Here is a 5,548-nt window from a genome sequence, read left to right on the forward strand (position 1 = left end):
CCACTGGATCGTGTCGGCGAAACCGCGTTCGAACGGTGTCTCCGGCTCGAAGCCCAGTTCATCCCTGATCCTCGACGCGTCCAGGGCGTACCGCCGGTCGTGTCCCTTGCGGTCGGCGACCTGGTCCACCCGGTCCCAGCCGACGCCGAACTGCTCCAGCACCAGCCCGGTCAGCTCCCGGTTGGTCAGCTCCGTCCCGCCGGCGATGTTGTACGTCGCCCCGGCGCGGCCGGATTCCAGGACGCGCTGGACCGCCCGGCAGTGGTCGTCGACGTGCAGCCACTCCCGCATATGCAGCCCGTCGCCGTACAGCGGTACGTTCCTGCCCGCCAGCAGGTTGGTGACAAAGAGCGGAATGACCTTCTCGGGGAACTGGTGGGGCCCGTAGTTGTTGGCGCAGCGGGTCACCGAGGTCCACAGACCGTGGGTGCGGTGGAACGCCCGGACGAGCAGATCGCTGGCGGCCTTGGAGGCCGCGTACGGGGAGTTCGGCTCCAGCGGCGAATCCTCGGTGGACGACCCCTCGTCCACCGACCCGTACACCTCGTCCGTCGAGATGTGCACGAACCGGTTCACCCCGACACGGGAACAGCAGTCGAGCAGGGTGTGGGTGCCCGTGACATTGGTGGTGATGAAGGGAGCCGAACCTGCGATGGAGCGATCCACATGGGACTCCGCCGCGAAGTGGACCACGGCGTCATGGCCCGGCAGCAGATCCATCAGCAGCTCTCGGTCGCAGATGTCGCCGTGGACGAAGGTCAGCATCGGATGGGCGGCGGGGAGATTGGTGAGCGTGCCCGCGTAGGTGAGCCGGTCCAGTACGGTGACCCGCGCGTCCTCGTAGCCGCGGTAGCGACCGGCGAGGAGGCTGCGGACGTAGTGGGAGCCGATGAATCCGGCACCACCGGTGATCAGTAGCCTCATGGCTGGCGGCCTTCCAGGGGCGGGCGGGGAGTGTCCCGCGTGTGGCGGCTCCCCGCGGACGGAATCGTGCACAGTACAGCAGCGGCCGGGTGTGTGACCGCTTCCCTCGGCGCCGGAACCGGCGCGGGGGCCCGAACCGGCGCGGGTGTGGGGTGGTTCAACGGGCCACACTCGCCGTGACATAGCGCACCGGTGTCTCGATGGTCAGCGGCCCGCCGTCCACCCGCATGCCGTCCAGCGCGTCGGTGAGCCGGACCCGCAGCCGCTCCCGGTCGTCCTCCGGCAGATGCTCCCACAGCAGGCGCATGCCCTGGGTGTGGGACCACTTCACCCAGGTCTCACCGGACGGTGCCACGAGGTCGACCGGTTCGTCGGCGATCTCCACCTCACCGAACCCGGCCGACTCCAGGGTGTGCCGCAGATCCGTCTCCTTCGCCAGCCAGCTGTTGAAGCGCCGCTGGAGTTCCTCCGGCCGCCACTGCGGCGGCAGATTCTCCAGCAGCGACCGGGGAATCAGCTCGGTGAAGACCGGGGGGAGGAAGGGGAAGGTGTCGTCGGTGAACACCGGGGTGGTGAAGGCGAGGCGCCCGCCGTCGCCCAGCAGGCCGGCGTAGCGCGGCAGGGCGGCCCGTGCGTCCGGGAGGAAGATCAGGCTGTAGCTGCCCGTCACGACATCGAACGAGCGGGTCGGCAGCGCGGGGAACTCGCCGTCCATCACCACCAGCTCGACATTCCCGACGCCGGTGGACGCCGCCTCTTTCCGCGCTTCCTCGATCATGGCCGGAGCGATGTCGATGCCCAGGACATGCCCGGTCGGGCCGACGAGCGACGCGGCGTGGAACAGGCACGCCCCCCGGCCGCAGCCCACGTCCAGCACCCGCTCCCCGGGTTTCGGGGCCACCCGGTCGACAAGGCGCCGCCCCATGGGGGTGAAGAAGGAGACCCCCAGCCGGTCGTAGGAGCCCGCGGCCCGGTCGAAGGCCGCTGCGACATGGGCCTTGTACGTGGTCTTGTCCATGTGTGCTCGCATGTGTGCTCCCAGGAACTCTCAAGGACTGCGAAAAGGGTGTCGGGACGGCTGGCAACGGACGCCGTGGGGACGGAACGCAAGGGTGTCGGCGGTCCCATCGTCCGGCCCGGTCCGTTGAATGCGCTCGAAATCAGATGGAACGCCACTGGACGGGAGCCGGGTGAGCCGGACGGCAACCGGGCGCGGGGAGAATCGTTTTCTCGGAAGCGGGAGGAATACCGGTGCCGGGGAGGTACGGAAGCCGGGCGTGTTTACACGCTCACGGGCGGTGAAATAGTGTGATCCGATGACTCCCTCCGACCAGGCCAACCGTCAGCGGCCCGAGGCCGACAGCCATCATGTGATCGAGGTCCGAGGTGCCAGGGAGAACAACCTCGCCGATGTTTCCCTCGATATTCCCAAGCGCCGGCTCACCGTCTTCACCGGTGTTTCCGGCTCCGGAAAGTCCTCACTCGTCTTCGGCACCATCGCCGCAGAGTCCCGGCGCCTGATCAACGAGACCTATACGGCGTTCATCCAGTCGTTCATGCCGAACTTCGGCCGCCCCGATGTCGACACCCTGCGCAATCTGAGCGCGGCGATCGTCCTCGACCAGGAACGCATGGGCGCCAACTCCCGTTCCACGGTCGGCACCGCCACCGACGCGCACACCATGCTGCGGATCGTCTTCAGCCGGCTCGGGACCCCGCACATCGGCACCTCCGGAGCGTTCAGCTTCAATGTGCCGGAGGGCATGTGCCCGGAGTGCCAGGGGCTCGGCCGGGTGTCGACCTTCGCCGTCGCCGAATTAGTGGACGCCGAACGCTCCCTGAACGAGGGCGCCATCACCGTGCCCAACTTCAACGTCGGCTCCTGGTACTGGAAGTCGATCGCGCACTCCGGCTTCGTCGACCCCGACGTCAGGCTCAAGGACTACACCCCCGGCCAGTGGGACGATCTGCTCCACAAGCCCCCCACCAGGATCAAGCTCACCCACGGCGGGACCGGCACCACCTACGAGGGGCTCCTGCTCAGGGTGCGGCGCCTCTACCTCGGCAAGGACCGGGAATCCATGCAGCCCCATATCCGCGCCTTCGTCGACCGGGCGGTGACCTTCGCCGTGTGTGAGGCGTGCGAGGGCAGCAGGCTCAAACCCGCCGCACTCTCCTGCCGGATCGACGGACGCAACATCGCCGAGTGCTGCGCCCTGCAGATCAGTGAACTGGCCGAGTTCGTCCGGGGTATCGAGGCTCCGTCGGTGGCGCCCCTGCTGGCGAGCCTGCGCCAGCTGCTGGACTCGCTGGTGGAGATCGGCCTCGGGTATCTGAGCCTGGACCGCGAGTCGGGCACCCTCTCCGGGGGCGAGGCCCAGCGGGTCAAGATGGTGCGGCACCTCGGATCGAGCCTCACCGATGTCACCTACGTCTTCGACGAGCCCACCGTCGGACTGCACCCGCACGACATCCAGCGTATGAACTCCGTACTGCTCCGGCTGCGCGACAAGGGGAACACCGTTCTCGTCGTGGAACACAAGCCGGAGACGATCGTCATCGCCGACCATGTGATCGATCTGGGGCCGGGCGCGGGCCCGGCCGGCGGCCGGGTGTGCTTCGCCGGCGATCTGGCCGGACTGCGCGACTCCGGCACATCGACCGGGCAGTATCTGGACCACCGCGTCCGGCCACGGGAGCGGGTGCGGCAGCCGGCCGGACACATGGGCATCACCGGCGCGTCCCTGCACAACCTCAGGGACGTCAGCGTCGATGTGCCCCTCGGCGTACTGACGGTGGTCACCGGTGTGGCCGGATCGGGCAAGAGTTCGCTGATCCACGGCTCACTGGCGGGCCGGGACGGTGTGATCACGGTCGACCAGTCCGCGATTCGCGGGTCCCGGCGCAGCAATACGGCCACCTACACCGGACTCCTCGACCCGATCCGGTCCGCGTTCGCCAAGGCCAACGGGGTCAGGCCCGCCCTGTTCAGCCCGAACTCCGAGGGCGCCTGCCCCAACTGCCGGGGCATCGGCCTGGTCTACACGGACCTCGCCATGATGGCCGGGGTCGCCACGCTCTGCGAGGAGTGCGAGGGCAAGCGGTTCATCCCCAAGGTGCTCGGCTACCGGCTGCGGGGCAAGGACATCAGCGAGGTGCTCGCCCTGACGGTGAACGAGGCCCGTGACTTCTTCACCACCGGCCAGGCCCGGGCCATCCTCGGCCGGCTCGCCGATGTCGGCCTCGGGTACATCGCTCTGGGCCAGCCGCTCACCACCCTGTCCGGCGGGGAGCGCCAGCGGCTGAAGCTGGCGATCCACATGGCGGAGAAGGCAGGCGTCTATGTGCTGGACGAGCCGACGAGCGGACTGCACCTGGCCGATGTGGACCAGTTGCTGAACCTGCTCGACCGGCTGGTCGACGACGGCAGGACGGTCATCGCCATCGAGCACCACCAGGCGGTCATGGCCCACGCCGACTGGATCATCGACCTCGGTCCTGGCGCGGGCCACGACGGCGGCCGGGTCGTGTTCACCGGCACCCCGGCCGATCTCGTCGCCCACGGCGACACGCTGACCGCCCGGCATCTGCGCGAGTACGTGGGGACGTCCGGCCCGTAGGCCCGGTCCTCTGACCATCGAGGCTCGCGGGGGCAGAGCCGTCCAGCCGTCGTTGAGGCGTCTGCGAGACATCCGGACCACCATCGTCTGCGGTATGCGGACCCACTGGAGAACGCGAAAGAAGCGGAGCACGCGGTACACGCGGAACACGCAGTGCACGCGAACAACGCCGCGAGCGCCAGATCCTGGCGTGCCGGGCACTGCCCCGAGCGCACACAGCAGGTAAACCGAGGCAATACGGCTTTGAATCGGAGTCCGTTATGGTTTCTAGCATGCAGTCGCGTCAACTCTCCGTCGAAGGCGCAGTGGAATTCACGCCCCGGGTATTCGACGACGAGCGTGGGCATTTCGTATCGCCCTACCAGGAGTCCGCTTTCTCGGCTGCCACGGGGCATTCGCTGTTCCGGGTCGCCCAGTCCAATCACAGCAGATCGCGGCGTGGAGTGGTACGCGGTCTGCACTACACCCTGACCCCGCCCGGTTGCGGGAAGTACGTGTACTGTGCGCGGGGGAAGACGCTCGACATCGCCCTGGACATCCGGGTCGGTTCTCCGACCTTCGGTCGCTTCGATGCGGTGCTGCTGGACACCGAATCATTTCGTGCCGTGTATTTTCCGGTCGGCGTGGCCCATGGTTTCGTCGCGCTTGAGGACAACACCGTGGTTTCCTATCTGCTTTCCGGGGAGTACGTCCCGGAGCACGAGCTTGCGCTCTCGATACTCGACCCGGAGCTTTCGCTGCCGATTCCCGCGGAGATCGAGCCGATCATGTCCGAGCGCGACCTCGCCGCGCCCACCCTGGAGAAGGCGGCGACTGACGGCCTGCTGCCCGACTACGCCGAGTGTCAGGCGATCGATCGCGCGCTCCGGTCCGCCTGAGCGGCGGCGTACGGGGCGCCGGTTGAGCGCGCGCACAGCCGGGGCGGGCGAACAGCGGGCCCGCTCCGGGTGAACGGTCGGCCCGCTCCGGCGACACGGTCGGCGCGTTCCGGACGTACGGTGGCC

The 5,548-nt window shown here is 68.3% G+C and carries 4 protein-coding genes; 2 read left to right on the top strand and 2 right to left on the bottom strand.

Going from position 1 to position 5,548, the window contains the following annotated elements:
* Together rfbB and ACWF94_RS31850 are read right to left on the bottom strand one after the other, a co-directional pair.
* Positions 1 to 924: dTDP-glucose 4,6-dehydratase (gene rfbB / locus ACWF94_RS31845; RefSeq protein ID WP_453496365.1), on the bottom strand; the 924-nt coding region annotated here is incomplete at its 3' end.
* Between the two features lie 157 nt (positions 925 to 1,081).
* Positions 1,082 to 1,942, bottom strand: a complete 861-nt coding sequence (locus ACWF94_RS31850; protein WP_453496375.1) for a class I SAM-dependent methyltransferase — start codon at positions 1,940 to 1,942, stop codon at positions 1,082 to 1,084.
* Between the two features lie 298 nt (positions 1,943 to 2,240).
* Between ACWF94_RS31850 and ACWF94_RS31855 the strand changes: the two genes are divergently transcribed.
* Together ACWF94_RS31855 and ACWF94_RS31860 are read left to right on the top strand one after the other, a co-directional pair.
* A complete protein-coding gene (locus ACWF94_RS31855) occupies positions 2,241 to 4,544 on the top strand; it encodes an ATP-binding cassette domain-containing protein (RefSeq protein ID WP_453496368.1) in 2,304 nt (767 codons plus the stop codon).
* Between the two features lie 272 nt (positions 4,545 to 4,816).
* On the top strand, positions 4,817 to 5,422 hold the full coding sequence (locus ACWF94_RS31860; protein ID WP_453496372.1) for a dTDP-4-dehydrorhamnose 3,5-epimerase family protein: 606 nt from the start codon (positions 4,817 to 4,819) through the stop codon (positions 5,420 to 5,422).
* Positions 5,423 to 5,548 lie beyond the last annotated feature (126 nt).

The organism is Streptomyces sp. NPDC055078, assembly GCF_053607985.1.